Source organism: uncultured Devosia sp. (genome assembly GCF_964244875.1).
In the GTDB taxonomy this organism is placed as follows: domain Bacteria; phylum Pseudomonadota; class Alphaproteobacteria; order Rhizobiales; family Devosiaceae; genus Devosia.
The window spans coordinates 1-25,678 of the sequence record NZ_CAXTKA010000016.1 but is presented as its reverse complement, the minus strand read 5'-3'; the positions used below and the strand labels follow the sequence as shown (position 1 = coordinate 25,678).

Genomic DNA, 25,678 nt, shown 5'->3' with positions numbered 1-25,678 from the left:
GTGTGCGAATCGCTCAAGCGTGGTCATCGCTAGCGCGGGTGAATGGCCGTATTGAGGCCAGCCTAGCGCCATTCCGTCTGCGCAGACAGGGACATTCGCCTTAAATCAATGGTCGCTTGCGTTCGGGCAGGCCGTCCCAATCGGCAATTTGCATCAGCCCGTCCACGTCGAGCACTTCACAGGCACGGTCCAGCCAGCGGATCAGCTTGCGATCAGCCAGTTTTCGCAAGGTCTTGTTGGTGTGAACGATCGAGAGACCCAACGTATCGGCAACATGGGCCTGCGTAATGGGTATATGCAGCGTTCGGCTGCCATCCGGCCCCACCGCCGCGGCGCGCTGATGCAGGAACGCGATCAAATAGGCCGCCCGCTCGATCGCCGTACGCCGTCCGAGACTCAGCAGGTGATCGTCCAGCATCCGCTCTTCGCGCGATGCCAACCACGTAATATCGAACGCCAGTCCCGGATGGTTGCTGAATAAGTCGTCCAGCCGGTCGCGCTGGAACACGCACAGGACCAGCGGCGACAGCGCCTCCACCGAGTGCTCCATCTCCCCGATAATGGACCCCTGCAATCCCAGCAGATCGCCGGGCAGCATATAATTGAGGATCTGCCGGCGCCCATCCGGCAAGCTCTTGTAGCGAAATGCCCAGCCGGACAGCAAGGTATACATATGCGCGCTATTGGCCCCTTCGGCGAGAAGGGTCGTGCCGGTATCGGCCATCAATTCGCCCGTCTTGAACGAGGCGACGAACTTGAGTTCCTGAGTTTCGAACGCCCGGAAATGCGGCATGGCCCGCAGGGGACATTGCTCGCAGGGCACCCGACGTCCGGAACTGGGCAGCGCGATGTTCAACGCGTGCTCCATTGCTGGCTTTGACCAAACCCGCGACATGTCAAAGTTAAATGACAGTTGTTCACATCGACTCCATGAAGCGGTTCCAGTTTGCGCGGGTGACCGGATGCTCAGCGGCCAGACCATTCTTATCGTCGAAGCGCAATTTCTCATCGCCCTGGATATCCAGCGCGTGCTGGAAGACTTTGGCGCCGCTCAGACCGTGTTTACGCGCAACACGCCCGAAGCTATCGATGCCGCCAGCCGCTGGCCTGGTTTAGCTCTGGCCCTGGTAGAGGTCCATGCCGACAACCAGGATGATATTGTGTTGCTTGAGGGTCTGCAACAAGCCGGCGTCAGGCTGGTGCTGATGGCTTCCGACGTTGCCTTGCGCCGTGGCAATGCCGGATTTCCGGCATCGCCCATGCTGATCAAACCCTTCACCGAAGAGGACCTGGCCAGCGCTATCCGACAGGCGCTGGCGTGACGCTTTAGAGCGAATGATTATGCGTTGTCACTTGCGAGGACACCGCATCCGGACCGTAATCGGCTTCGCCACTGACCTTGAGAATGTCTTGCAGCCGTGTGCGCGCCCGGCTAACCCGGCTTTTCATTGTACCGATGGCACAATCGCAGATTTCAGCCGCTTCTTCATAGGAGAACCCCGAAGCGCCGATCAGGATGACCGCTTCGCGCTGGTCGTCGGGCAGTTGACTCAGGGCCTTCTTGAAATCCTGCAGATCCATCGAGCCATATTGCGACGGATGCACCGACAGGCGTTCGGTGAAGGCGCCGTCGCTGTCCTGCACTTCACGGCCACGTTTGCGCATCTGGCTGTAAAACTCGTTGCGCAGGATAGTGAACAGCCAGGCTTTGATATTGGTGCCCATTTCAAAGCTGGTTTGCTTGGCCCATGCCTTCATCACCGTGTCTTGCACCAGATCGTCGGCCTTGTCGTGCTTGCCGGTCAATGACACAGCGAACGCCCGCAGGCTCGGCAAGGTCGACAGCATTTCGCGCTTGAACGTGGTCGGCTCGGCGTTTTTTTCGACTGACGCGGTATTCACCATGGCGCTATTCACCGCCACGAAGGCTGTTTTTGTCTTTGGACTGGGCCTGCTCGGCACCATCCAGCTTTTCCAAGAGGTCAAGCAATTGGTCTGGTACGCCTTCGTCCTGTACTGAACCGTAAAGGGCCCGCAACCGCGCCCCGATATCACTATTTGGGCCAAGACCGTCTTCAGCCCGCCCCGCCTGCACCCGCGTACGTTGCTGGGACACAATTTTTTCCTTTATCATAAACCCGCCAGATATGTTTGATTTGCCCGCATTCGACCTCTAATGCACCCAGGGCCTGAAAGTTCCCGCACGCAACGGAACTTTTACGGGCTCGGATCGTTTGTCGATTTCGCATAAGCGTCAATGGGGAGTTCTATTATATGACTTTGTCCACGCGGATCGCTCCGCATCTGCCGTATTTGCGGCGGTTCTCGCGAGCAACGACCGGTTCGCAGACCTCTGGCGACGCTTATGTCGCCGCTACCCTCGAGACGCTGATCGCCGATATCTCACTGTTTCCCGAGGCATCAAACGACCGGATCGCTCTGTACAAGCTGTTCTCGGCGCTGTTCTCATCCTCGTCAGTGAGCGTCCCCGAGCCGGTATCCTCATATGCGTGGGAGCAGCGCGCAGCGACCAATCTGGCCAATCTGTCGCCGCGCCCCCGCCAAGCCTTCCTGCTGGTCGCCGTAGAGGGCTTTACCCATCCCCAGGCCGCTGAAATTTTGTCCGTGCCGCAAGACGAATTTGCGTCGCTGCTGGACGAAGCTTCCATCGAAATTTCCCGGCAGGTGGCGACCGAGATCATGATCATCGAGGACGAACCGCTCATCGCCATGGATATCGAGCAATTGGTCGAAAGCCTTGGCCATAAGGTGGTGAGCGTCGCACGTACTCACAAGGAAGCGATCAACCTGTTCAACCAGACGCGTCCGCGTATGATCCTGGCCGATATTCAACTGGCCGACGGCAGTTCGGGCATCGACGCGGTCAACGATATTTTGAACCAGCATTCGGTTCCTGTGATCTTCATTACGGCTTTCCCCGAGCGCTTGCTGACGGGCGAACGGCCCGAGCCGACGTTTCTTGTCACCAAACCGTTCAATCCTGACATGGTCAAAGCTCTGATCAGTCAGGCCCTGTTCTTCGACGAAGGCTCGCGCGCCGCGGCCTGATTGTGGCAGTGACATCGACTGCAAAGGCCGAGTTTTCCCCGGCCTTTGTCTTGCCTTTCGGAACCGTGTGACAAGCCGCCCGTTAGTCAATGGAATGACTTAGGCTGTACGGGGAAACTAAATGCTCCACAACGCACTGGTTTTTTCCGTCGGTGCCCCGACAGCCGGCCTATTAGCGCTTGGCGGAATTGCCGTTGCCGTAGCGGGCCTCGCACCGATCTTGCTCTTGACGTGTTTAGCATTATTCGCCATCGCGCTCCTCGTGAGCACGACCCGCGGTGCGTGAAACCTTCGCCCCACTTGCGGACGCTACTGCGCGTACGCAGCGCCCTGCACTTTGGTTTCAGCCAGACTGCCTAGGCGAGGTTCTGGACCATGCACCAGCCGCTTCAAGATAGTTCCGGTGACAACGCGCTGCGGCTGCGTGCGCTTTCGGTCGGGCTAAAAAGCCGCAACATTGCCCTTCTGCATCAGGATGCCGACGGCAGCTACGACCTGGCCGAAAACCTGCCTCTAACGTGGCCCGGGGCTACCATCGGGAAAACCGACGCCGAAATCCTCCCCGCTGCCCTGGCCGACCGAATGGCCGCCGCCCGCCATCAGTGCATCGCCAGCGGCGAAGACCAGATTGTCGACTTCGAACTGATGGAGGCCAAACGCCGCCAGTTCCAGGCACGCTTCACCTTGGACCTGCCAGGTGTCATCATTGTCCTCGTCGACGTTACCGACGAGCGTAACCGCGACGCGGCCGTGACAGCGCTATTGCGTGAAGTCAGCCACCGCTCCAAGAACCTGCTCGCGATCGTGCAGAGCGTGGCGATGCAAACCGCCACCCACAGCGGCACGATCAAGGATTTCCTCAACAAGTTCCGCGGCCGTCTGCATGCTCTATCGAGCACCCAGGATCTGGTGACCGAAAGCGAGTGGCGCGGCACCCATTTCCAGACCCTGGTCATGGCCCAGCTCGCCCGCGTCAGCCCATCCGCGCTGCAAAATACCCGCTTGACCGGCGATAATCCCCTTCTTGGGCCAAACGCCTCGTTGCATATTGGCCTAGCCATTCACGAACTGGCCGCCAATGCCCTGGCATACGGCGCTCTTGCGCCGGGACAGGCCGGCCATGTCCGGGTCGATGCCCGGATCTCACGGACGACCGGTCTGCCTGACCAGCTCATTATCGAATGGGGGGAAACCGGGGTCGATCCGCAGCACATCCGCCAAGACCCACGCTTCGGCACCATGGTGCTTGAGCGCATCGTCCCCCTCTCGGTTGGCGGCAGCGCTCGCTACAGTATCGATGCGGATCGCCTCAGCTACCGCCTCACCGTTCCTTCGGACCAGTTCGAGCCCTGACCGCTCTCAGGGCTCGGGAAACAGCGCATCGATCCTGCCGGACCAGTGATAAACCGCAAGCCCGATCCATTCTTTGATGGCGCTCGTCAACGTAGACACATTATCGACCGGATTAACCAGATCGAGCACCAGCCCTTCGGTGCTGGCACTGCGATAATCTGTCGGCCACGGCACCACCACAAGGCCGGCCTTGCGAAACAGACCCACCGATCGAGGCATATGGAACGCCGATGTCACCAGTACGATCGGCCCATCCACATCGCCCAGCAGCGCAGCGGTGAAGTCGGCATTTTCGGCCGTGTTGCGCGCCCGATCTTCCAGCACGAGGCGATCGGGCGCTATTCCGAGCCCTTCGAAAAACCGCGCCGCGGTGGCCGCTTCGGGCTCTCCCTCTTCCCCCAACATTCCAAAACCGCCGGTGATCACGATCCGGGCCCGCGGATACAGTTGCGCCAAACGCAAGGTCTCGGTGAAGCGATCGCCCGCGGCGTTCAATTCGCTGACTCCGCGCGCCGCGCTGATGCGACTGTTCGTGCCGCCTCCCAGCATGACGATCGCGCCCACCGAAGGTGGCATGTTGGCGGGCCGCTCGAACCTGGCTTCCAGGGGCCCGATCATCGCGGCACCCAGTGTGGTAAAGCCGGCAACACCGAGTGCCAGCGTCCCCAGCAAGCTCAAGCCGAAGCCAAGCCGGCGCCTGCCCAGCGCCGTCAGCACCAGGCCGAGGCCAAGCACGAGAAATACCGCCGTCACCGGCTGAGCCAGAACCCAGAAAATTTTGGAAACCACAAAGAACATGGCCCATCCATAGCCGATCGGCCTGCCCAAGCAATGCCGCGACGCATTTGCCGCTTGCTATCTGGTCAAGTTTTGCTTTTCCTATAGGCGGATGTGATTGCCAGCATTAAAAACGAGCAATCCGCCCTTTCAAAAACGCCTGTCGACAGGCAAAATGGTGATTATGACGCAAGCGATGCCGGCACCGGCTATTAAGCCTAATATCGTGGCTATTCGCGACCTCCACAAATCGTTCGGCGACCTCGAAGTTCTCAAGGGCATTTCCTTCAATGCGCGCGAGGGCGAAGTCGTTTCGCTGATTGGCTCGTCCGGCTCCGGTAAGTCCACCTTGCTGCGCTGCATCAACATGCTCGAGGTGCCTGATCAGGGCAGCGTCGCCATCGCGGGCGAAGACATCCGGTTGCGGGGCGAGGGTGCACACCGCCGCATCGCCGACGAGCACCAGATCCAGCGCATTCGCTCCGAGCTGGGCATGGTGTTCCAGTCGTTCAACCTGTGGGCGCATCTATCAATTCTCGACAACGTCATGGAAGTGCCGCTCGTGGTGCAAAAGCGTCCACGCGCCGAGGTGGAGGCCGAGGCCCGCGCCATGCTGGCCAAGGTCGGTATTGCCGAAAAAGCTGCCGCCTATCCCGCTCAGCTCTCGGGCGGCCAACAGCAGCGCGCCGCCATTGCCCGCGCCCTCTGCATCAATCCGCGTGTCATGCTGTTCGACGAGCCGACCTCGGCGCTCGACCCCGAGCTGGAAGTGGAAGTCCTGCGCGTCATCAAGATTCTTGCCGACGAGGGCCGCACCATGGTGCTGGTCACCCACGATATGGAGTTCGCCCGCTCGGTATCCGATCGCGTCATTTTCCTGCATCAAGGCCGGATCGAAGAGGAGGGCACTCCCGACCAGGTATTTGGCGCCACGCGCTCACCCCGTCTCAAACAGTTCCTCAATGCTGCCAACCACGCGTGATGTGCCAACGCGCTCACGTTCGGCCAGCCTTGGCGACACGCCCGGTTCACGGGCACAACAAGACCAAAGTCATTCAACGGAGAATAATTATGAAGTCCATCCTTCTTGCAACAGCGGCCATTTTGGCATTGTCGGGTGCCGCCACCGCCCAGGAAACGGTGCGCATTGCCACCGAAGGCGCCTATGCGCCCTGGAATTACCTCGATGACGCAGGCCAACCGGCGGGGTACGAGATCGATCTGGCCAAGGCCATCTGCGATAAGGCCGCCCTCAGCTGCGAAGTCGTCACCAACGAGTGGGACTCCATCATCCCCAATCTGGTTGCGGGCAATTACGATGTGATCATGGCCGGCATGTCGGTAACCGACGAGCGCAAGCAGACCGTCGATTTTGCCGACGAATACAAGCCCGTCGATCCCTCGCGCTATGTCGCTCTCCCCGGCGCCGGCATTGATTTCGCCGCTCTGTCCGGCAAGCGCATCGGCGCCCAGGGCGGCACGATCCAGGAGGCTTACGCCCAGACCAATTTCGCCGCCGACAACACTGTCGTCGCCTTCGGCACTGCCGACCAGGCCATGGCCGATCTTGCCGCCGGCAATCTCGACATCATCCTGGCCGATGGCGCCTATCTCGAACCCATCGTTGCGACCGGCCAGGTGGAATTCGTCGGGGAGCCTGTCGAGATCGGCGGCGGCGTTGCCCCTGCCTTGCGCAAGGACGAAACCGAGCTCAAGGGCAAGATCAACACCGCCCTGACCGCGCTCAAGGCTGATGGCACCGTCGATACCCTGATCGCCAAATGGTTCGACGGCGCCGGCCCGTTCTACAAGCTGTAACAACGCCCTTTAAGAAGCCAAAGCGCCAATTGACCCTATCGGTCCCCTCCCCTTTTAAAGGAGGGGACCAGCGTCTGCACACTTGAGGCAGTCTTGCTTCACTGACCCAAAGCCAGGTAACCCACATCCCGATGCTCGATCTCTTGCCAACATGGATGCGCGACGGCCTCGGCGACGATGTCGCCTTCTGGCTGGGCTACCTGACCAATGGCAAGCACCTGCAGTTCTATGCCAGCTTCCAGTTCACCATCTTCGCCGCCGTGTTTGGCAGCCTGCTAGCGGTACTGTTCGGGCTGCTCGGCGCCACGCTCAAAAATTCTGCCTTCCCCCCGGCGCGCTTGCTCGGCACGCTTTATGCCGCCATCGTGCGCGGCGTGCCCGATGTGCTGTTCTTCCTGTTTTTCCCGCTTGCCTTCGAGCAGGCGGTGGAATGGGCGATGGCCAGCCAGGTCTGCACGCCCGAAACGCTGGCCGCCCAATCGGCCGCCTGGCCGCCCTGCAAGCAGGCCAATTGGCTGCTCAGCACGCCTGAATATTTGATCCTCGCCAGTGTGTCCCTCGGCATTGTCTATGGCGCTTTCGCCACCAATGTCATTCACGGCGCGCTGCGCGCGGTGCCTCGAGGCCAGCTGGAAGCCGCCCGCGCCTATGGCATGTCGAACGCCCAGGTGCTCTGGCGCATCCATATCCGCCAGATGTGGGTCTATGCCCTGCCGGGCCTGTCCAATGTCTGGATTTTGATCGTCAAGGCGACCTCGCTGCTGTCATTGCTGCAGATCGCCGATATCGTGCTTTGGGCCGATCGCCTGGGCGCGCCCAATTTCCTGCCCACCGTGGGCCTGGTGCATGACGATTGGCGCTGGCGCTATTATCTGGTGCTGTTCGTCTTTTATATTCTCGTGACCCTGGTGTCCGAGCGGGGCTTTGAGGCCCTGATGCGCCGGGCCGGCCGCGGCATTCTCGACGAGAGCCGCCGCTGATGGATATTTTCCTGGCCGAACTTACCGCCTTCGCCCCGGCCGTGCTGTTCAATATCTATTTCGCGCTCGTCTCCCTGCCGCTGGGCTTCGCTCTGGCGCTGCTGCTCGCCTTGGGCAAAGCCTCCCCCAATCCGCTGATTTCGCGGCTGTCGCGCATTTATATCTACGCGTTCCGCGGCTCGCCGCTGTTTATCCAGTTCTTCATGTTCTATTCACTGGCGCTCTCGCTCAACATCATCGTGTGGAAACCGTGGGGCGTATCCAATTGGGTGCTGCACCCCCTGTTTATCGGCCCGCTCGTGTTGATCCTCAACACCGCCGCCTATAGCGCCGAAATCTTCCATGGTGCCCTGCGCGCCGTGCCGCGCGGCGAGACCGAAGCCGCCCGCGCCTATGGCATGAGCCGTGCGCAACAATTCCGCTCGGTGACCTGGCCCAATATGATCGGCCTGGCTTGGCCTGCCTATACCAATGAAGTGGTGTTTCTGTTCCACGCCACGGCGATCGTCTATTTCGCCCTGCCCGTGATCGGCATGCAAATGGACCTGATGGTCACCGCCAAGTCGCGCTTCGAAAAAGACTATAATGCCTTCCTGCATTTTTCGGTCGCTGCACTCTATTTCCTGGCTGTTTCGCTGGTGGTGTTTTTCCTCTTCGGCCTGGTCTACAAACGCCTGATGCGCCACATGCCCGTTCAACCGCGGATGCGCTTCGCGCCCAAGTGGCTCCGCTGAGCCACGGCTCAACCATCTTTCCATCCAGCCGCCCAGCCTCCCACACGATCGGCCAAGCCATGACCTTCCAGCAACACCAGACCGTCCTGACTGGCGACACCCCCGGCGCCTCGGCCACGCTCTACAGCTATACCGCCGGCCCGCCCGACGCCCCCGTCAAGGTCCATCTGCAGGCGGCCTTGCATGCCGACGAGCAGCCTGGCACCATGGCGCTACACCATCTACTGCCCATGCTGCGCGATGCCGACGCTGCCGACCAACTCAAGGCCCGCTTTGTCGTTTTCCCCTCGGTCAATCCGCTTGGCCTGGGCAATATCACGCTGCGCCGTCATAACGGGCGCTACGACCTCGGCACCGGGCTCAACTATAATCGGCGCTGGCCCGATCTTTATCCCGCCATTGCGGCGGACATCGCCGGCAAACTGACCGATGATCCGGCCGTCAACATCGCCACCATTCGCGCTGCGGTCGCCGCCTTCATCGCTGCCCAGCGTCCAACATCGGCCACCCAACAGCTGCGCCTGCTCATCCTTCAATCGGCCCATGATGCCGACATCATGCTTGATCTGCATTGCGACGACGACAGCCTCAAGCACATCTTCACCTCCCCCGAGCTGATGCCCGGCCTGCAGGATCTGGCTGACTGGTTCGGTAGCACCGCCACGCTGACGGCCCAGGACAGCGGCGGCGGCTCGTTCGATGAGGTGCTGCCCATTCTTTATCGCCAGGCCCAGGCGGCCAATCCCGATTACCCCATCCCCGTGGCCGCGCAAACTGCGACGCTTGAATATCGCGGCCAGGCTGATGTGTTCGACACTACCGGCCGCGCCGACGCCAAAGGGCTGTTCGGCTTCTTCGCCGCTCGCGGCCTGATCGCGGCCGATCCTGGACTTCGTCCCGCTTCCGCCCCTGCTCCAGTGCCGTTCGACGCCACCGAGGTCGTGCGTGTCGATGCGCCCGGACTGCTCGCCTATCGGGTCGCCCTGGGCGATCGGGTCACCAGGGGCCAGCCAATCGCCGATCTGATCGCCATGGACGGTCCCGGCGCCTTCCTCGCGCGCCAGCCCATCCTGGCAGGTACGGATGGGTTCATCCTGTCGCGCACAGCGCTCAAATACGTCAAGCGCGGCAGCAATATCGCCAAGATCGTCGGCACCGAGCCGCTTGCCGCCCGCTCAGGAGGCTATCTGCTGGAGGATTAAGCGGCATTTGACCCCGGCCCGTGGAAGAGGCGAGCCTGCTACCCCACCAAGGCCAGTTGCGCAGGCTCCGTCTTGCCCGGCCGGCTCCGCCTCGGGACGACGGTCAGCAGATAATAAGGCATGTCGATAGGGTCCAGCGGCCGCGAAAAATAGAACCCCTGCAATTGATGGCACGCGATATCGCGCAGAAATTCGGCCTGTTCCTTGGTTTCCACGCCCTCGGCGGTAATCTTGAGCTTGAGCGTCTTGCCCAGCGAGGCAATGGCTTTAAGGATATCGCGCGCTACCGCATCGCTGCTCGATGCGTCCACGAACGAGCGGTCGATCTTGATCTTGTCGAATGGAAATTTCATGAGATAGCTCAAGCTGGAATAGCCGGTGCCGAAATCGTCCATGGCGATCGTTACGCCCAGCGTGCGCAATTGGGCTAGTTTCTCGATCACCTCGTCCGGATACTCCATCAGCAGCCCTTCGGTGATTTCGATTTCCAGCCGCTGCGGCGCAATCCCCGACAGCGCCAAAGCTTTTTTGACTACCGTGCAGATATCCGAGCGCCGAAAATGCTTGGCCGACAGGTTGACCGCGACCGTCAACTGCTCCGGCCAAGTCGCCGCTGCCAGACACGCCTGCTCGATCGCCCAGTCCCCGATATCCACGATCAGGTTGGACTGTTCGGCGATCGGGATAAAATCGGCCGGCTGTACCAGGCCACGGTCCGGATGGTTCCAGCGGATCAGCGCTTCGAAGCCGGTCGGCTGCCCGTCGCTCGCCGAAACCAGCGGTTGGTAATAAAGCAGCAATTCCTGGTTCCTGATGGCGTCGCGCAACTCGGCCTCCAGAAGTCGCCGGTTGCGCACTTCGTTGTCCATCTCGCTTTCAAAAAATCGGAACACCGAGCGGCCATCCGCCTTGGCGCGATACAGCGCCAGATCGGCATTGCGCAAAATCTGGTCGGGCCGCGTTCCGTTGACCGGCGCCATGGCAATACCGATGCTGAGCCCGATCGAGATCAGGTGGCCATCGATTTCATAAGGTTTGCGCACAGCATCAAGCAGGCGTGTGGCCAGCCCACCCAGATTGTCGGCAGTCGCCTCATTCGGCACGATGACGGCGAACTCGTCTCCACCCAGCCGCGCCACCACATCGGTCTCGCGCACCAGGTTCTGCACCCGCTTGGCGACCATGACCAGAAGCCTGTCGCCGGTCAGGTGCCCCCGTGTGTCGTTGACCGATTTGAATTGGTCGAGATCGAGGAACAACACCGAAAAAGGCGTGCCGTAGCGTTCGAGCCGTGCCACGGATTGATTGAGCTGATCGGTGAATTTGGTGCGGTTGAGCAGGCCCGTCATCGGATCATGATGCGCCAGTCGCGTGATCCGCCGCTCGGCGATCTTACGCTCGCTGACGTCTGAGCTGGTGCCGATATAGCCCAGATACATCCCGTTCTCGTCCAGGATTGGCTTGCCGGTCAGGGTCCACCAGCATTCGGGCCCGCCCGCTTCTACGCGCAGTTCGATATCCCGAAAACCGTGCCGACCTTGGATATCGAAAGCGATTTGTGCCAGCATCGGATCGCCGGGCGCGGTGATGCAGGCCAGAAATTCCACCAGATCGGCTCCCAAGAGCGTGTCCTCGGTCACGCCCGTAGCGCTGGTGAATCCTGCCGACAGCCGATTGATCGCCCCGCTGTCGTCAAAGCCCCAGATCCAGTCCGACTTGTTCTGCTCGAACTCGCGCATCAACAGGGCGGTGATCTGGCTGTTCTCCTGCACCAGACCGGGCGAAATGCGTGCCAGCACCGCGGCAAAAAGATAAAGCATGTTGATTGCACCAAGGCAGGCCAGCAGCGGCACAAACCGGTCACTGCCCCAGATCAGCACAAGCAGTATCGCGCTGACCATAAGCGAACCGGCCAGCAGGGCCAGCGTTGTCCACCCGATCGAGCGCAATTGCTGGCGCACCAGCTTGTGGCGGACGTGCGGCGCCAGCCCGCCCGCACCAATGGCACGGTCGACCAGTCTATTCGCCAACAAGACCAGCCCCGCGACGGGTGCATATAGAAAGACGCGCATCGCCTGATCTTGCCTGAGAGCATTTAATATTGCGTATGCACGACGCTGCGCAATCGATCGCCGTCATTCCACTGTCGAACAGGCCTCAAACGCCGAGCACGCCATGTTCCAGCGCCGTCATAACGCCACGCAATTCCGCCAATCCCTTCATTCGCCCGATCGTCGGATAGCCCGGCTGCGAGCGCCGACCCAGATCGTCCATGATGTCCTGGCCATGGTCGGGCCGCATCGGAATGGTGTGGTCGGACCGCCCTGCGGCCCTGCGCTTTTTCTCCTCGCGCACTATCGCCGCGATCAGCGCTACCATATCCGTGTCGCCGCCCAGATGCTCGGCCTCGTGGAACGAGCCGGCGATGGCGTCACCGTCACGCTTGACGTTGCGCAGGTGCAGGAAGTGCACCTTATGGCCCAGCCGCTCCATCATCCCGGGCAAGTCGTTGTCTGGCCGCGCGCCCAGTGAGCCCGAGCACAGCGTCATCCCGTTGGCCGGGCTGTCCACCGCGTCGAGCATGGTTGCATAGTCCGCCTCGATCGACATCACTCTCGGCAGGCCCAGCATCGCAAACGGGGGATCGTCGGGGTGGCAGCATAGCCGCATCCCGAGCTCCTCGGCCGTCGGCACCACCGCCTCGAGGAAATCCACGAAATGCGCCCGCAACCGCTCGGCGGAGATCGCGCCATATTCATTCAGATGCGCCCGCAAATCGTCTAGCGTCATCGATTCGGTCGATCCGGGCAGACCCATGGTCACATTGCGCGCCAACGCCTTTTTGCCCGCCTCGTCCAGCCGCGCAAAACGCCGTCCGGCCTCGTCGGCGACCAGGTTGCCGTAGTCGGCGGCCGCACCCGGTCGCTCGAGGATATGGATATCGAACACCGCGAAATCGTTGATATCGAAACGCATACACGAGCCGCCATTGGGCAGCGTCCAGCGCAGATCGGTGCGCGTCCAGTCCAGCACCGGCATGAAATTGTAGCAGATCACCGCAATGCCGCTATCGCATAGGTTGCGCATCGAAGTCTTGTAGTTTTCGATATGGGCGCGCCAATCGCCCTTCTGCTTTTTCATGTCCTCGGTAACTGGCAGGCTCTCGACCACGTCCCAGGTGAGCCCCGATGGCGTTCCGTCCTTGCGCGTGCCGATCTCGCCATGCCGCCTGGCGATTTCCTCGGGTGTCCATACTACGCCATTGGGCACATGGTGCAGCGCACTGACCACGCCCGCGGCGCCGGCCTGGGTAATGTCATCGATCGAGGTCAGGTCCTGCGGGCCGAACCACCGCCATGTCTGTCGCAAGGCATCCCTCCACGCTTGTATGGAAGTGATTTGCCACACCGCCACGCTTCGATAAAGCGCTAAGCTTCAGGTCATCGTGCGTTTATCGCAAATCCTTGTCGTAGACGAATTTGGGCATTTCCCATTTCATCATGATCGCCGTCACACGCAGCGAAAACCCGACCACCACCGCTCCGGCGATCACGAGGTCATGCGGCCAGCCCAGTTCTAGCCCCGCGTAATACAGCGCCCCCGTCAGCGCCGAAACCGTGGCGTAAAGTTCACCGCTGAACACCAGCGGAATGTCGTTGCACAACACATCGCGCAAGATGCCGCCCACAATGCCCGTCAGCATGCCCGCGACGATTACGATGACCGGATGCACCCCCATCGCCATGCCCACATTGCACCCGATGATCGAAAACACCACCAGCCCGAGCGCATCGAGCAGCAGGAACGGCCAGCGCAACCGATGCACGATCCGGGCAATGGCGATGGTCAGCAGCGCCGCCCCGCAGCTAAGCACCAGCAGATAAGGATTTTCCACCCAACTCAGCGGATAGTGCCCCAGGATGATATCGCGCGCCGACCCGCCCCCCAGCGCCGTTACGCAGGCGAGTACGCAGACCCCAAACCAGTCCATCTTGCGCCGGCCGGCCGCCAGTGCCGCCGTCATCGCCTCCACCGTGACGGCGACATAAAAGATCATGGTCAGCATGGGCGCCCTCGCGGCGGAAACCGGGTTGTCGCGACGTCAGTGCCGGATCATGGTTCCTCATCAAGAGGATGTTGATCATGCCAAAGCCGCCTAGCGTCAAGGCCCTCGAAACGTTCGGCCGCGTCCGCCTGTCGCCCAGCTTCTTCATGCGCGATTTTCTCTATTCGGAGATCGCCGTCATCAACGGCTTCCTCAATTTCCCGGACGATCCCGACCTCGCCATCGCCAGCGGCAAGATGCTTTGCGAGACCTTGCTCGAGCCGTTGCAGGCCCGCTTCGGCCGCCTCTCCGTGCGCTCCGCCTATCGCTCGCCAGAGGTCAACGCATTCGGCAATCGCCACAAGCTCAATTGCGGCAGCAATGACAGCAATCATGCCGGCCACATCTGGGACCGCCGCGACGCCGCCGGCCGCAAGGGCGCCACAGCCTGCATCATCGTCAACCGCTTCATCCTATTATGAACGCACCGGCGACTGGGAAGCCATCGCCTGGTGGGTGCATGACCACCTGCCTTACTCGGACATGGAATTCTTCCCCCAGTTCGCTGCCTTCAACCTGCAATGGCGCGAGGATCCGATCCGCCAAGTCCTGAGCTACATCCCGCCGCGCCGAGGAAGGCTGACCGGCCCTGGCAATCCCAACTGGTCCGGAACCCACGCTGTGGCCTATGCCGCAATGCTGGAAGAAATCGGCTAGGGACCCCTCATCCGCCCTCGCTTTTGCGGGGCAGGATCTTTGGTCGAGGGGTTCTTCCCAAATAGCTAAACTACAAGAAATCCGCCCGCGCCGGCGTAAACACGTCCACCAGCCGCCCCGCTTCCAGCGCCCGCACTCCGTGCACCAGCCCGCTCGGCACGATGAAACTGCCTCCGGTGCTTACCGTTTCGGTGACCCCATCGATGGTCACCTCGAAGCGTCCCTCAGCCACATAGCTCACTTGCACATGGGGATGGCTGTGCAGCGCGCCAATTGCCCCGGCATCGAAGGCAAATTCCACCTGCATCATTTCGCTCGTGTGGATCAGCACCCGCCGCCGGTTGCCCGGCGCCAGTTCGACCCATTGGGCCGCACCGGCCTGTGCAAACACCTTGCTCATCAGATATGGATCGCCCCATCTTGCAGCGACAACGCCGCCTCGCGCACCGCCTCGGACAATGTGGGATGCGCATGGGTCGTGCGCGACAAATCCTCGGCCGAGCCGGAAAATTCCATCAGTACCACCAGTTCGTGGATCATATCGCCGGCATTCTTGCCCACAATATGGGCCCCCAGCACCCGATCCGTCTCCACATCGGCGAGAATTTTGACGAAACCCTGCGTTGCCAGCATCGCCTTGGCGCGCCCATTGGCGGAGAACGGAAACTTGCCGATCTTGTAGTCCACCCCCTCCGCCTTGAGCTCGTCCTCGGTCTTGCCCACCGAGGCGATCTCGGGATTGGTGTAAACTACCGCCGGAATCGCATGGTAGTTTACGTGCCCCGCCTGCCCCGCCAGGATTTCGGCCACCGCGATACCCTCATCCTCGGCCTTGTGCGCCAGCATCGGCCCGGCAATCACGTCCCCGATGGCGTAGATGCCATCCACCGAGGTCTTGTAGTGCCCATCGACCCGCACGCGGCCCCGCTCATCCAGCGCCACGCCCACGATATCGAGCCCCAGCCCCTCCGTGAACGGCTTGCGCCCGATCGCCACCAGTGCGACGTCGGCCTCGAGGACTTCCTCGTCCCCGCCCGCCGCCGGCAACACCTTTACCTTGAGCGAGCCATCATCGGCGCGGTCGATCCCCGCAACCTTGCTCGACAGCTTGAACTCCATGCCCTGCTTTTGCAGCATGCGCTGGAATTGCCGTGCCACTTCGCTGTCCATCCCCGGCAGGATCCGATCGAGATATTCCACCACGGTCACCTGGCTACCCAGCCGCGCCCATACCGAACCCAGCTCCAGCCCGATTACGCCGGCGCCGATCACCAAAAGCCTGCCCGGAACCTGCTCCAGCGCCAATGCGCCTGTCGAGGTCACTATGCGCTTTTCGTCGATCTCGATCCCCGGCAAATTCGCCGATACCGATCCCGAGGCAATGACGATCGTCTTGGTCTCGATGTCCTCTCGCGCGCCGTTTTCCGGAGTCACGAATACCTTGCCGGGCGCAGCGATAGTCCCGATGCCGCGAAAGCGGGTGATCTTGTTCTTCTTGAACAGATAATCCACCCCGCCCACATTGGCGGCCACCGTTTCTACCTTGTGGTTCATCATCTGCGGCAGGTTCAATTCCGGCGCCGGAATCTCGATGCCCAGCGCCTTAAAGCCGTGCTTGGCCTCCTCGAACATTTCGCTGGCATGCAACAGCGCCTTGGACGGGATGCAGCCGATATTGAGGCAGGTACCCCCCAGCGTGCTCCACTTTTCCACCACCGCCACCTTGAGGCCCAATTGCGCCGCCCGGATTGCCGCGACATAGCCGCCCGGGCCTGAGCCGATGATGGTGAGATCGAACGCGTCTGCCATGAGATTGCCCCAATAACCGTCAGGTCTGCCTAGTGCTGCTGGCTCACGGCCACGCGGACCGCCAACAGAATAAATGTAATGCCGGTCACCCGATTAAACCATCGGCCCAACCGGAAAAAGCCCTGCCTAATATTGGCCGTCGTAAAGAACACCGATACCAGCGCGAACCAGGCAAACAGCATGATGCTCATGCACGCGACATAGACAATTTTGACCTCGCCTGCCGTTTGTGCCGACACTAGCGTGGTGAACAGCGCGAGGAAAAACAGCACCGCCTTGGGATTGAGCAGATTGGTCAAAAAGCCCAGCCCGAAGGCCGCCCAGTCGCCGCGTTTGACGTCACCTGCAACCGCAATATCTGGCGCCGTCGGCGGCGCACTGCGCAGCGCCGAAAGCGCCAGCCACATCAGATAGGCTGCACCTGCCCATTTCAGAATATTGAACAGCAGCAGCGACTGCCCCACGATCACCCCGACGCCTAAGAGCGTATAACTGCCGTGCACCAGGATCGATGCGGCAATGCCGGCCGAAGTGAACAGCGACGCGCGACGGTCGTGGGCGATGGCCTGGCGCAGCACCATCGCGAAATCGGCGCCTGGAATGACCGCATTGATGCCGAAGGCCAACATCAGGCCGGCCCATTCCAGCCATGGGAACGCCATTGTCTCACCGCGCCGTTATATCACGCTCCATCCCTACACAGGACGCCTCGTCCGCGAAAGCCAAATCCAGCTGTTACTGTCGCCGTGGCGCAACGATTATTGCGAGGCTATCTCCTGTGCCCGCTTCAACGGCGCGGCCAGTTGCTTGTCGATGTCAAGCGCTCCGCTCTCAACCTCGCCGAGGAATTTGCGGCAAAAGGTGTCCTTGTCGCCGGCCTGATTGTAGGCGCTCATGATCTGCGTGCCGCCATAAGTTTCAGCCGCTTCCAGCTGGCCGGGTACACCGCCGCCCAGCCGGTCGATCACCCGGTCCGCCAGTTCGAGAAACCCCACATTGCGCAAATACCAGTTGTCGCCCGCCGTCTCGTAAGCACTGTCGAGGCCCGTCGTCTCATAACAATGGGACGTCATGGCCGAAACGATGGCGGCCGAACCGTGAAACGCCATCAGTTCTCCCACCAGTTGGGGATCGTTGTCCTGCCCCAGCGCCATGCCGCCCAGCGTCATCACCATTGCCGCGCCCGCGACTGCCCTCAAACCTGCCAACCACACCACTCCGACACCAATCCCAATCACGCGCAACATCAGCTTGGCGTGGCTGATACCGGCAAATCCTTGCCCACCCATTGCCGATCCGGTGCAGCGTGATCACTTTTGCCGGAGATCGCGTTTATGGCGTGCTGGCGCGGCCACCGCTGACATTGATGACCGAGCCGGTGGTATAGCTGGCTTCGTCCGACAGCAGCCAAATAATCGCCTTGGCAACTTCCTCGGCCGTGCCGGCGCGGGGAATAGGCAACGATGGTGCCATCCGTTCCGCCCTGTCGGGATCGCCGCCGGCGCCGTGAATATCGGTGGCGATAATCCCCGGCCGCACACCGTTGACGCGAATGCCCTCGCCCGCCACTTCCAGCGCCAAGCCTACCGTGAAGGTATCGATTGCTCCCTTGGCCGCAGCATAATCCACATAATTGTTGGGTGCACCCAGCTTGGCTGCAGCCGAGCTTACATTGACGATCGCACCGCCCTTGCCGCCAAACTTGGTCGACATCCGCTTGACGGCGCGCCCGGCGCACAGGATCGACCCATAGGTATTGATGGCGAACATCCGCTCCAGCCGCGCTAGGGTCAGCTCGTCGACCCGGGTCGCCAGATCGACCACGCCGGCATTGTTGACCAGGCCGGTCAATGTCCCCATGCGATCGGCGGCCGCGAAAATCTGGTCGATATCCGCCTCGAGCGCCACGTCGCCGCGCACCGCAGCCGCCTCGCCCCCCTTGGCATGGATCGCCGCGCAAACCGCTTCCGCTGCCGTGACATTGCCAGCATAATTAACGATGACACTATAGCCCCGCTCCGCCGCCAGCAGCGCCGTCGCCGCCCCGATCCCTCGCGATGCACCCGTGACGACAAGAACATTGTCGGACATGAAACCCTCCCTTTCGCGGAAATGACGTCGTGAGAAGTGAAGCTCCGTGCGCAGCACATTAGCGGCAGGTGCCAAGCAAAAAGGCGCAGTCGCCTGCGCCCTCTTCAAACCCAATACGCCAACCCTTAAAGGTCCAGCACCAGCCGCTCCGGTGCTTCGAGGCTTTCCTTGACCCGCACCAGGAACGTCACCGCTTCTTTGCCGTCGACGATCCGGTGATCATAGCTGAGCGCCAGATACATCATCGGGCGCACCACGACCTGCCCGTTCACCGCCACCGGCCGTTCCTGGATCTTATGCATGCCCAGAATGCCCGATTGCGGCGCGTTCAGGATCGGCGTCGACATCAACGAGCCATAGACCCCACCATTGGAGATGGTGAACGTGCCGCCCTGCATGTCGGCCATCGACAACTGCCCGTCGCGCGCCTTCTTGCCCAGCGCATTGATCGATTTTTCGACTTCGGCGATCGACATCTGGTCGGCGTTGCGCACCACCGGCACCACAAGGCCTTTGTCCGTCCCTACGGCCACCCCGATATGGGCATATTGCTTGTAGATCAGCTCGTCGCCATCGATCTCGGCGTTGAGCGAGGGGATCTCCTTGAGCGCATGGACCACGGCCTTGGTGAAAAAGCCCATGAAGCCCAGCTTGACGCCATGCTTTTTCTCAAACAATTCCTTGTAGGACGCCCGCAAGTCCATGACCGGCTTCATGTCCACTTCGTTGAAAGTGGTCAGCATAGCCGCCGTGTTCTGCGCATCCTTGAGCCGGCGCGCGATGGTCTGACGCAGCCGGGTCATCTTGACCCGCTCCTCCCGCGAGGCGTCGTCGGCAGTGCTCGGCGTGCGTGGCGCAGCAGGAGCCTTGGGCGGCTCCACCGGCTTAGGCGCGCCTGCCGTGACTTCGGGCGCCTTGACAGCCGGGGCCGAAGCGGGAGCCGCCTGGTACACCGCCGGCGCTCCGCTGGTATCGAGCGGTGAAGCCGCTACCTGTGCTGCCGGTTTGCCGCCTGCCTGCAGCACATCTTCCTTGAGCACCTGCCCGCGCTTGCCGGACCCATCGACATCGGCGCCGTTGAGGCCCTTTTCGTTGAGCAGTTTTTGCGCCGACGGTGCCGGCGGCATGCTCGTGGCGGTCACTGGCGCGGCAGCAGGCTGCGCCTGGATGGGCTCTGGCCCGGCCGCATTGTTGGCAGGCGTCGCGGCTTTGGCCTCGGCCGGCGCCACTGGCGGTGGGCTACCAACGCCCGCCCCTGCCCCACCGATGGCACCCAACAGCGCTCCCACATCGACGGTATCGCCAGGATTGGCCGCAATGGCTTCGAGTACGCCGGCCGACGGCGCCGGCACTTCGATGGTCACCTTGTCGGTTTCCAGTTCCACGATCGGCTCGTCGGCGGCGACATTGTCGCCCACCTTCTTGAACCATTGTCCGATCGTGGCTTCGGTGACGCTCTCGCCCAGGGTCGGCACCCGGATTTCGGTCGACATAATTGGCAGGTCCTTTTCTTATGTCCCAAGACGCCCCTGAGCGGGACGCCGCAAACTAGCGCGTTATGATGGCGCTTCAAAGCGCCTTCGATCAGGTCGCGTAGGCCTCGTCGAGGAACGCCTGCAACTGCGCCAGATGCGTGCGCATCAGGCCCGTTGCCGTCGAGGCCGAGGCCGGCCGGCCGACATAGCGCACGCGCTGCCCGTTGCGGCCCATTTGGTCGAACACCCATTCCACATAGGCTTGAATGAACGCCCACGCGCCCATGTTCTTGGGCTCCTCCTGGCACCAGACGATTTCCGCATTGGGGAAACGGTTGAGCTCATCCAGCAAAGCCTTGGCCGGGAACGGATAGAGCTGTTCCAGCCGCAAGAGGTAAACGTCGTTCAGCCCCTTCTTCTCGCGGTCCTCCAGCAGGTCATAATAGACCTTGCCGGTGCATAACACGACGCGGCGAATTTTATCGTCGCTCGCCAGCCGTACCGTTGTCTTGGGCGCGCCTGGCGCTTCTGCATCATCCCACAACAGGCGGTGGAAGCACGAATCGGGCCCTAACTCGTTGAGCCCCGAAGTCGCCCGTTTGTGCCGTAACAAGCTCTTGGGCGTCATCAGGATCAGCGGCTTGCGGAAATCGCGGTTCACCTGCCGACGCAGCGCATGGAAATAGTTGGCCGGCGTCGTGCAATTGGCCACCTGCATATTGTCTTCCGCACACAGTTGCAGGAACCGCTCCGGTCGCGCCGAGGAATGCTCGGGACCCTGCCCCTCATAGCCATGCGGCAACAGCATCACCAGCCCGCTCATGCGGAACCACTTGCGCTCGCCCGAGGAGATGAACTGGTCGATCACCACCTGCGCGCCGTTGACGAAATCGCCGAACTGGGCTTCCCAGATGGTCAGCGCCTTCGGCTCGGCCAGCGAATAACCGTATTCGAACCCGAGCACCGCTTCTTCCGAGAGCATCGAGTTGATGACCTCGTAGCGCGCCTGGCTGTCGCTCAGATTGTTGAGCGGGGTATAGGTGTGGTCATCCACCTGATCGTTCAGCACCGAATGGCGCTGGCTGAAGGTTCCCCGTTCCACGTCTTGCCCCGACAGGCGCACCGGATGGCCTTCGCTCACCAGCGTGCCGAATGCCAAGGCTTCCGCCGTCGCCCAGTCGATGCCCTCACCAGCCTCGATCGCGGCCAGGCGATTGTCCATGAACCGCTTGACAGTCTTGTGCACGTTGAAATCGGGCGGCACGTAGCTCAGCTTCTGCCCAAGCTTTGCCAGCGTATCAATGCCCACGCCGGTATCGCCCCGGCGCGGGCCGTCCTTCTCGGCGGGCTTGAAATCCTTCCACACGCCATCGAGCCAGTCGGCCTTGTTCGGTCGATAATCCTGTCCCGCCTGGAACTCGCCTTCCAGATGTGTGCGCCACCCGGCCTTCTGCGCTTCGATGTCTTCGGCGCTCAGCAAGCCTTCGGCGATCAACTTTTCCGAATAGATCTCGAGCGTGGTCTTGTGCGCCCGGATCTTGGAATACATCATGGGCTGGGTGAACGATGGCTCGTCGCCCTCGTTGTGCCCGAAGCGGCGATAGCAGAACATGTCCACTACCACCGGTCGCCCGAACTTCTGCCGGAACTCCACCGCTACCTTGGCCGCGAACACCACCGCTTCCGGATCGTCCCCGTTTACATGCAAGACCGGCGCTTCGATCATCTTGGCGACGTCAGTCGGATAGGGCGACGAACGCGAATACAGCGGGCTCGTGGTGAACCCGATCTGGTTGTTGATCACGAAATGGATGGATCCGCCCGTCCGGTGCCCCTTGAGCCCGCTCAGGCCCAGGCATTCGGCGATCACGCCCTGTCCGGCAAACGCGGCATCGCCATGCAGCAACAGCGGCAGCACCATGGTGCGATCCGGCTTGCCGTCCGTCGCGATATTGATCAGCTTGCCGTCGGGGGAAATGTGCTGGTCCTGCTTGGCGCGCGCCTTGCCCAGCACCACCGGATCGACGATTTCCAGATGGCTGGGATTGGCGGTCAGCGACAGATGCACCTTGTTGGCATCGAACTCACGGTCCGACGAAGCGCCCAGGTGATACTTGACGTCGCCTGAGCCTTCCACGTCCTCGGGATAAAACGCGCCGCCCTTGAACTCATGAAACAGCGCCCGGTGTGGCTTGTGCATCACCTGGGTCAAAACGTTCAGCCGGCCACGATGGGCCATGCCCAGGACGATATCCTTGATCCCCATGGCGCCGCCGCGCTTGATGATCTGCTCAAGCGCCGGGATCAGCGATTCCGATCCATCCAGGCCAAACCGCTTGGTACCGGTAAACTTGACGTCGAGGAACTTCTCGAACCCCTCCGCTTCGATCAGCTTGGACAGGATCGCCTTCTTGCCTTCAGGCGTGAACGAAATTTCCTTTTCCGGCCCCTCGATGCGCTCCTGGATCCACTGTTTGGCCTCGGGATCCGAGATATGCATGAACTCGATGCCGAGCGTGCCGCAATAGGTGCGTTCCAGGATCGCCAGCATTTCGGGGATGGTGGCGTATTCCAGCCCCAGATAGCCATCGATGAAAATCTTGCGCGAAAAATCGGCTTCGGTGAAGCCATAGCTCTTGGGGTCGAGTTCGGGCGCCGGCTCGTCGGCCTTGAGCTTGAGCGGATCGAGATCGGCATGCAGATGCCCGCGCATGCGATAGGCCCGGATCATCATGATGGCGCGGATCGAGTCGCGTGTGGCCTGCAACACGTCGCCAGGCGTTGCCGCCGGAGCGCCGGTGGCCTCGGCCTTTTTGGCCAGCACTTTTTCAGTCTTGACGACGATGTCGCCCCAATTGCCATCCAGAGCGCTGACCAGTTCGCCATTGGCGCTTTGCGGCCAGTCGTTCCGGCTCCAACTCGGCCCATCGACGTTTTTCTGGGCGTCGGGGCCGCTATCGTCCAGCTTGCCGAAAAAACCGGCCCAGGTCGGATCGACGCTGTCCGGATCGGTCTTGAACCGGGAGTAAAGTTGTTCGATGTAATCGGCGTTGCCGCCGTAAAGAAATGAAGTCAGCAAGAACTCGTCGTTCTTTTCTTGTCGTGCCATCGCTTTTGTCGCGAGGCCCACGCCCCGCCATCCTTCTCAACGGGCCGAACCAGCCGGCCTTACGCGGTCCTCAAATTCGGTTGGATACTGACCGCTTATCCTTAGTATCCTGTTAAGTGTTGCAGACCCTGAGCGGGACTGCGGCTCAATTCACATTCACCACTGCAGACACACCGCTGACCTACCACCATTCTGTGTCCGAAGCGCGACCAACATTGGTCGAATCCTTGGTGTCACATCTCCGAAGTTAGGGCCCGATCAAGTCCTTCCGTCTCAGCCCTTCAGCACTTCCGCCAGCGTCCTGCCGATCCGCGCCGGCGATGCCGCCACCTTGATCCCTGCGGCTTCCATCGCCGCGATCTTGTCCTCGGCTCCGCCCTTGCCGCCCGAAATGACGGCGCCGGCATGGCCCATGGTACGCCCCTTGGGCGCTGTCAGCCCAGCGATGAACCCGGCCATCGGCTTCTTGCGGCCTTTCCTGGCTTCATCGATCAAGAACTGCGCCGCGTCTTCCTCGGCCGACCCGCCGATTTCACCAATCATGATGATCGACTTCGTCGCTTCGTCGGCCAGGAACATCTCCAGGATATCGATGAATTCGCTGCCCTTGACGGGGTCGCCGCCGATACCCACGGCAGTAGTCTGGCCAAGGCCCTCATTGGTGGTCTGGAACACTGCTTCATAGGTAAGCGTACCGCTTCGAGAAACAATCCCCACCGACCCTTTGGAAAAGATCGAGCCGGGCATGATGCCGATCTTGCATTCCTCCGGCGTCATCACGCCGGGGCAGTTCGGCCCCAGCAGCCGCGATTGCGATCCAGCCAGCCGCGCCTTGACCCGCACCATGTCGAGCACCGGAATGCCCTCGGTAATACACACGATCAGCGGAATTTCCGCCTCGATCGCCTCGATGATGGCGTCGGCCGCGCCGGGCGGCGGCACATAGACCACCGACGCATTGGCGCCCGTGCGCGCCTTGCCCTCGGCGACGGAGGCAAACACCGGCAATGACGCCGATGCATCGACACCGCTGGTCCAGGTCTCGCCGGCCTTTTTAGGGTTCACCCCGCCCACCATCTGGGTGCCGAAATAGGCCAGTGCCTGCTCCGTGTGGAACGTCCCGGTCTTGCCGGTCAGCCCCTGCACGAGCACCTTGGTGTTTTTGTCGACGAGAATGGACATGGATTTTCCTACAGTCTTCGGAGTTCGGTGACGGTCTTATCGCTGACGGCATTGCCGGTATTGATCGTCGTTGCAGGCTCCACCATGAGCACGATCGGCTCATGGGTCAGCGCGCGTGGCCGATGCTCGGTGGCCTTGGGCACGACGACGAATTCACCCTCGCCCAATTCCACCACGCCATCCCTGAAATCGATGGCGATCCGTCCCTTGAGCACCAGGAACGCCTCGTCCTCGTGTTCATGGGCATGCCAGTCGAAGACCGGACCGAATTTGGCGATCTTGATCTGGCTATCGTTTATCTCGCCAGCAATATGGGGCTGCCACACGCCGTTAATCCCAGCTTCGGCCGCCTCGACCAGATTGATCTTGCGAGGCACCATCGACTTAGCCCTTCACCGCCGCAACGATCTTCTGCGCTGCATCGTCCAGATCGTCGGCGGAGATGACGTTCAACCCGCTCTTGTTGAGGATGTCCTTGCCTTCCTTGACGCGCGTGCCTTCCAGCCGCACGACCAGCGGCACCTGCAGGCCCACTTCCTTGACCGCGGCGATCACGCCTTCGGCAATGACGTCGCAGCGCATGATGCCGCCGAAGATATTGACCAAAATGCCTTCGACGGCCGGGTCGGCGGTGATGATCTTGAATGCCGCCGTCACCTTCTCCTTGGTAGCGCCGCCACCCACGTCGAGAAAGTTTGCCGGCTCGGCGCCGTAAAGCTTGATGATGTCCATCGTGGCCATTGCCAGCCCGGCGCCATTGACCATGCAGCCGATATTGCCATCGAGCGCCACATAGGCCAGATCGAACTTGGAGGCCTCGATTTCCTTGGCGTCTTCCTCGCTCAGGTCGCGCAGGTCCTTGAGTTCATCGTGGCGGAACGCGGCATTGTTGTCGAAGCTGACCTTGGCATCGAGCACGCGCAAATGCCCATCGGCCATCACAATCAGCGGATTGACCTCAAGCAGGCTCATGTCGGTTTCGACAAAAGCCTTGTAGAGAATGGGAAACAGCATGGCCGCATCCGCCTTGGCGTCGCCATCCAGCTTGAGCGCCGCAACGATTTCGGCCACGTCCTTACCGGTCACGCCGGCCAGCGGATCGATATCCACCGCGATGATCTTGTTCGGCGTGTCTTCGGCAACGGCCTCGATATCCATGCCGCCTTCGGTCGAGACTACGAAGGATACTCGTCCGGTGGACCGATCCACCAGTAAGGAACAGTAGAGCTCGCGTGCGATATCGGCGCCGTCCTCGATATACAGGCGGTTGACCTGCTTGCCGGCCGGGCCGGTCTGTTTGGTCACCAGCGTGTTGCC

The 25,678-nt window shown here is 61.4% G+C and carries 25 protein-coding genes and 1 pseudogene; 9 read left to right on the top strand and 17 right to left on the bottom strand.

From position 1 onward, the window contains the following. Positions 1-100: 100 nt before the first annotated feature. Positions 101-868 (bottom strand): Crp/Fnr family transcriptional regulator, encoded by a 768-nt coding sequence (locus ACFE8X_RS15995; RefSeq protein WP_375452494.1) that lies wholly within the window; start codon positions 866-868, stop codon positions 101-103. Here ACFE8X_RS15995 and ACFE8X_RS15990 point away from each other — a divergent pair. Next, positions 849-1,322, top strand: a complete 474-nt coding sequence (locus ACFE8X_RS15990) for a hypothetical protein (protein ID WP_375452493.1) — start codon at positions 849-851, stop codon at positions 1,320-1,322. The genes ACFE8X_RS15995 and ACFE8X_RS15990 overlap by 20 nt on opposite strands. Before the next feature lie 4 nt (positions 1,323-1,326). Here ACFE8X_RS15990 and ACFE8X_RS15985 read toward each other — a convergent pair whose 3' ends face one another. Together ACFE8X_RS15985 and ACFE8X_RS15980 are read right to left on the bottom strand one after the other, a co-directional pair. Then, positions 1,327-1,905, bottom strand: coding sequence for an RNA polymerase sigma factor (locus tag ACFE8X_RS15985; protein WP_375452492.1), 579 nt, complete (start codon positions 1,903-1,905; stop codon positions 1,327-1,329). Positions 1,906-1,909: 4 nt separating this feature from the next. Continuing rightward, positions 1,910-2,134, bottom strand: a complete 225-nt coding sequence (locus tag ACFE8X_RS15980) for a NepR family anti-sigma factor (protein ID WP_375452491.1) — start codon at positions 2,132-2,134, stop codon at positions 1,910-1,912. A gap of 140 nt (positions 2,135-2,274) precedes the next feature. Between ACFE8X_RS15980 and ACFE8X_RS15975 the strand changes: the two genes are divergently transcribed. After that, on the top strand, positions 2,275-3,069 hold the full coding sequence (locus ACFE8X_RS15975) for a response regulator (protein WP_375452490.1): 795 nt from the start codon (positions 2,275-2,277) through the stop codon (positions 3,067-3,069). 375 nt (positions 3,070-3,444) lie between these two features. Continuing rightward, on the top strand, positions 3,445-4,422 hold the full coding sequence (locus ACFE8X_RS15970; protein ID WP_375452489.1) for a sensor histidine kinase: 978 nt from the start codon (positions 3,445-3,447) through the stop codon (positions 4,420-4,422). Positions 4,423-4,428: 6 nt separating this feature from the next. On the opposite strand, the gene ACFE8X_RS15965 is transcribed toward ACFE8X_RS15970, so the two are convergent. After that, positions 4,429-5,220, bottom strand: coding sequence for a YdcF family protein (locus ACFE8X_RS15965; protein ID WP_375452488.1), 792 nt, complete (start codon positions 5,218-5,220; stop codon positions 4,429-4,431). Between the two features lie 163 nt (positions 5,221-5,383). Between ACFE8X_RS15965 and ACFE8X_RS15960 the strand changes: the two genes are divergently transcribed. The 5 genes from ACFE8X_RS15960 to ACFE8X_RS15940 all read left to right on the top strand — a co-directional run bounded on the left by ACFE8X_RS15960 (position 5,384) and on the right by ACFE8X_RS15940 (position 9,933). After that, positions 5,384-6,181 carry an ABC transporter ATP-binding protein gene (locus tag ACFE8X_RS15960; protein ID WP_375452487.1) on the top strand — a complete coding sequence of 266 codons (798 nt, stop codon included), beginning with the start codon at positions 5,384-5,386 and terminating at the stop codon, positions 6,179-6,181. Positions 6,182-6,270: 89 nt separating this feature from the next. Continuing rightward, on the top strand, positions 6,271-7,017 hold the full coding sequence (locus tag ACFE8X_RS15955) for a transporter substrate-binding domain-containing protein (protein ID WP_375452486.1): 747 nt from the start codon (positions 6,271-6,273) through the stop codon (positions 7,015-7,017). Between the two features lie 131 nt (positions 7,018-7,148). Next, positions 7,149-7,997 (top strand): ABC transporter permease subunit, encoded by an 849-nt coding sequence (locus tag ACFE8X_RS15950; RefSeq protein WP_375452485.1) that lies wholly within the window; start codon positions 7,149-7,151, stop codon positions 7,995-7,997. Beyond that, positions 7,997-8,731: an ABC transporter permease subunit gene (locus tag ACFE8X_RS15945; RefSeq protein ID WP_375452484.1), complete on the top strand. Its 735-nt coding sequence runs from the start codon at positions 7,997-7,999 to the stop codon at positions 8,729-8,731. Before ACFE8X_RS15950 ends, ACFE8X_RS15945 begins: the two co-directional genes overlap by 1 nt. 59 nt (positions 8,732-8,790) lie before the next feature. After that, positions 8,791-9,933 carry a succinylglutamate desuccinylase/aspartoacylase family protein gene (locus ACFE8X_RS15940; protein ID WP_375452483.1) on the top strand — a complete coding sequence of 381 codons (1,143 nt, stop codon included), beginning with the start codon at positions 8,791-8,793 and terminating at the stop codon, positions 9,931-9,933. A 38-nt stretch (positions 9,934-9,971) separates the two neighbouring features. On the opposite strand, the gene ACFE8X_RS15935 is transcribed toward ACFE8X_RS15940, so the two are convergent. The 3 genes from ACFE8X_RS15935 to ACFE8X_RS15925 all read right to left on the bottom strand — a co-directional run bounded on the left by ACFE8X_RS15935 (position 9,972) and on the right by ACFE8X_RS15925 (position 13,999). Next, a complete protein-coding gene (locus tag ACFE8X_RS15935; RefSeq protein ID WP_375452482.1) occupies positions 9,972-12,005 on the bottom strand; it encodes a putative bifunctional diguanylate cyclase/phosphodiesterase in 2,034 nt (677 codons plus the stop codon). Between the two features lie 85 nt (positions 12,006-12,090). Then, on the bottom strand, positions 12,091-13,302 hold the full coding sequence (gene uxuA / locus ACFE8X_RS15930; protein ID WP_375452481.1) for a mannonate dehydratase: 1,212 nt from the start codon (positions 13,300-13,302) through the stop codon (positions 12,091-12,093). 82 nt (positions 13,303-13,384) lie between these two features. Then, on the bottom strand, positions 13,385-13,999 hold the full coding sequence (locus tag ACFE8X_RS15925) for a trimeric intracellular cation channel family protein (protein ID WP_375452480.1): 615 nt from the start codon (positions 13,997-13,999) through the stop codon (positions 13,385-13,387). Positions 14,000-14,076: 77 nt separating this feature from the next. Here ACFE8X_RS15925 and ACFE8X_RS15920 point away from each other — a divergent pair. Further along, positions 14,077-14,695 (top strand): annotated as a pseudogene (locus ACFE8X_RS15920) (hypothetical protein). A 70-nt stretch (positions 14,696-14,765) separates the two neighbouring features. Here the strand turns inward: ACFE8X_RS15920 and ACFE8X_RS15915 are convergent. From ACFE8X_RS15915 to sucC, 10 genes are all read right to left on the bottom strand, one after another. Further along, on the bottom strand, positions 14,766-15,095 hold the full coding sequence (locus ACFE8X_RS15915) for a cupin domain-containing protein (protein WP_375452479.1): 330 nt from the start codon (positions 15,093-15,095) through the stop codon (positions 14,766-14,768). Beyond that, positions 15,095-16,504 (bottom strand): dihydrolipoyl dehydrogenase, encoded by a 1,410-nt coding sequence (lpdA, locus tag ACFE8X_RS15910; RefSeq protein WP_375452478.1) that lies wholly within the window; start codon positions 16,502-16,504, stop codon positions 15,095-15,097. Before lpdA ends, ACFE8X_RS15915 begins: the two co-directional genes overlap by 1 nt. A gap of 29 nt (positions 16,505-16,533) precedes the next feature. Beyond that, complete coding sequence (locus ACFE8X_RS15905) at positions 16,534-17,166, bottom strand: LysE family transporter (protein ID WP_375452477.1); 633 nt, start codon at positions 17,164-17,166, stop codon at positions 16,534-16,536. 96 nt (positions 17,167-17,262) lie between these two features. Then, positions 17,263-17,793 (bottom strand): hypothetical protein, encoded by a 531-nt coding sequence (locus tag ACFE8X_RS15900; protein WP_375452476.1) that lies wholly within the window; start codon positions 17,791-17,793, stop codon positions 17,263-17,265. A gap of 43 nt (positions 17,794-17,836) precedes the next feature. Next, positions 17,837-18,595, bottom strand: a complete 759-nt coding sequence (locus ACFE8X_RS15895; RefSeq protein WP_375452475.1) for an SDR family oxidoreductase — start codon at positions 18,593-18,595, stop codon at positions 17,837-17,839. 125 nt (positions 18,596-18,720) lie between these two features. Beyond that, a complete protein-coding gene (gene odhB, locus ACFE8X_RS15890) occupies positions 18,721-20,088 on the bottom strand; it encodes a 2-oxoglutarate dehydrogenase complex dihydrolipoyllysine-residue succinyltransferase (protein WP_375452474.1) in 1,368 nt (455 codons plus the stop codon). 91 nt (positions 20,089-20,179) lie between these two features. Beyond that, the gene (locus ACFE8X_RS15885; protein WP_375452473.1) at positions 20,180-23,179 is read right to left on the bottom strand and encodes a 2-oxoglutarate dehydrogenase E1 component; all 3,000 of its coding nucleotides are present in this window, start codon (positions 23,177-23,179) and stop codon (positions 20,180-20,182) included. A 273-nt stretch (positions 23,180-23,452) separates the two neighbouring features. Next, complete coding sequence (gene sucD / locus ACFE8X_RS15880) at positions 23,453-24,361, bottom strand: succinate--CoA ligase subunit alpha (RefSeq protein WP_375452472.1); 909 nt, start codon at positions 24,359-24,361, stop codon at positions 23,453-23,455. Positions 24,362-24,369: 8 nt separating this feature from the next. Beyond that, positions 24,370-24,741 (bottom strand): cupin domain-containing protein, encoded by a 372-nt coding sequence (locus tag ACFE8X_RS15875; protein WP_375452471.1) that lies wholly within the window; start codon positions 24,739-24,741, stop codon positions 24,370-24,372. Between the two features lie 4 nt (positions 24,742-24,745). Continuing rightward, a partial coding sequence (gene sucC / locus ACFE8X_RS15870) for an ADP-forming succinate--CoA ligase subunit beta (protein WP_375452470.1) occupies positions 24,746-25,678 on the bottom strand: 933 nt, incomplete at its 5' end.

Coding starts and splice junctions, on each gene's coding strand:
- ACFE8X_RS15955 (WP_375452486.1), top strand. CDS start 6,271: ATGAAGTCCATCCTTCTTGCAACAGCGGCCATTTTGGCATTGTCGGGT.
- ACFE8X_RS15935 (WP_375452482.1), bottom strand. CDS start 12,005: ATGCGCGTCTTTCTATATGCACCCGTCGCGGGGCTGGTCTTGTTGGCG.
- ACFE8X_RS15985 (WP_375452492.1), bottom strand. CDS start 1,905: ATGGTGAATACCGCGTCAGTCGAAAAAAACGCCGAGCCGACCACGTTC.
- ACFE8X_RS15950 (WP_375452485.1), top strand. CDS start 7,149: ATGCTCGATCTCTTGCCAACATGGATGCGCGACGGCCTCGGCGACGAT.
- ACFE8X_RS15900 (WP_375452476.1), bottom strand. CDS start 17,793: ATGGGTGGGCAAGGATTTGCCGGTATCAGCCACGCCAAGCTGATGTTG.
- ACFE8X_RS15945 (WP_375452484.1), top strand. CDS start 7,997: ATGGATATTTTCCTGGCCGAACTTACCGCCTTCGCCCCGGCCGTGCTG.
- ACFE8X_RS15960 (WP_375452487.1), top strand. CDS start 5,384: ATGACGCAAGCGATGCCGGCACCGGCTATTAAGCCTAATATCGTGGCT.
- ACFE8X_RS15905 (WP_375452477.1), bottom strand. CDS start 17,166: ATGGCGTTCCCATGGCTGGAATGGGCCGGCCTGATGTTGGCCTTCGGC.
- ACFE8X_RS15885 (WP_375452473.1), bottom strand. CDS start 23,179: ATGGCACGACAAGAAAAGAACGACGAGTTCTTGCTGACTTCATTTCTT.
- ACFE8X_RS15925 (WP_375452480.1), bottom strand. CDS start 13,999: ATGCTGACCATGATCTTTTATGTCGCCGTCACGGTGGAGGCGATGACG.
- ACFE8X_RS15915 (WP_375452479.1), bottom strand. CDS start 15,095: ATGAGCAAGGTGTTTGCACAGGCCGGTGCGGCCCAATGGGTCGAACTG.
- ACFE8X_RS15980 (WP_375452491.1), bottom strand. CDS start 2,134: ATGATAAAGGAAAAAATTGTGTCCCAGCAACGTACGCGGGTGCAGGCG.
- ACFE8X_RS15975 (WP_375452490.1), top strand. CDS start 2,275: ATGACTTTGTCCACGCGGATCGCTCCGCATCTGCCGTATTTGCGGCGG.
- ACFE8X_RS15995 (WP_375452494.1), bottom strand. CDS start 868: ATGGAGCACGCGTTGAACATCGCGCTGCCCAGTTCCGGACGTCGGGTG.
- ACFE8X_RS15965 (WP_375452488.1), bottom strand. CDS start 5,220: ATGTTCTTTGTGGTTTCCAAAATTTTCTGGGTTCTGGCTCAGCCGGTG.
- lpdA (WP_375452478.1), bottom strand. CDS start 16,504: ATGGCAGACGCGTTCGATCTCACCATCATCGGCTCAGGCCCGGGCGGC.
- ACFE8X_RS15875 (WP_375452471.1), bottom strand. CDS start 24,741: ATGGTGCCTCGCAAGATCAATCTGGTCGAGGCGGCCGAAGCTGGGATT.
- sucD (WP_375452472.1), bottom strand. CDS start 24,361: ATGTCCATTCTCGTCGACAAAAACACCAAGGTGCTCGTGCAGGGGCTG.
- ACFE8X_RS15940 (WP_375452483.1), top strand. CDS start 8,791: ATGACCTTCCAGCAACACCAGACCGTCCTGACTGGCGACACCCCCGGC.
- odhB (WP_375452474.1), bottom strand. CDS start 20,088: ATGTCGACCGAAATCCGGGTGCCGACCCTGGGCGAGAGCGTCACCGAA.
- ACFE8X_RS15970 (WP_375452489.1), top strand. CDS start 3,445: ATGCACCAGCCGCTTCAAGATAGTTCCGGTGACAACGCGCTGCGGCTG.
- ACFE8X_RS15895 (WP_375452475.1), bottom strand. CDS start 18,595: ATGTCCGACAATGTTCTTGTCGTCACGGGTGCATCGCGAGGGATCGGG.
- ACFE8X_RS15990 (WP_375452493.1), top strand. CDS start 849: ATGTTCAACGCGTGCTCCATTGCTGGCTTTGACCAAACCCGCGACATG.